Annotated in this window: 1 protein-coding gene; it reads left to right on the top strand. The window is 70.2% G+C overall.

Annotation, left to right across the window (positions count from 1 at the left end; genetic code table 11):
* On the top strand, window positions 1-242 hold a 242-nt coding region (locus CVH10_RS23695), incomplete at both ends, for a hypothetical protein (RefSeq protein ID WP_219925081.1).

The following is a 242-nucleotide window of genomic DNA, read 5'->3' as shown; positions in this document are numbered from 1 at the left end:
CGCAGGTCCTCGTGGCGCCGGTGCCCGGGACGCCGTACCGCATCGCCCAGGTCATCGACGTGACACGGCGGCGGGACGCCGAGGGCGCGCTCCTGCTCTCGCGCCAGCGCGAGGCGCTCGGTCTCCTGACCAACAGCGTGGCGCACGAGTTTAACAACTTCCTCCAGATCCTGATCGGCTACATCGACGGCCTGAAGCGCCGCCTCGGCGACCGCGAGGAGCCCTTCATCCAGCGGGCGATC

The sequence above is a fragment of the Halomonas sp. ND22Bw genome (assembly GCF_003011945.1).
Classification (GTDB): domain Bacteria; phylum Pseudomonadota; class Gammaproteobacteria; order Pseudomonadales; family Halomonadaceae; genus Halomonas; species Halomonas halophila.
This window is presented reverse-complemented; position numbering and strand designations above follow the sequence as displayed.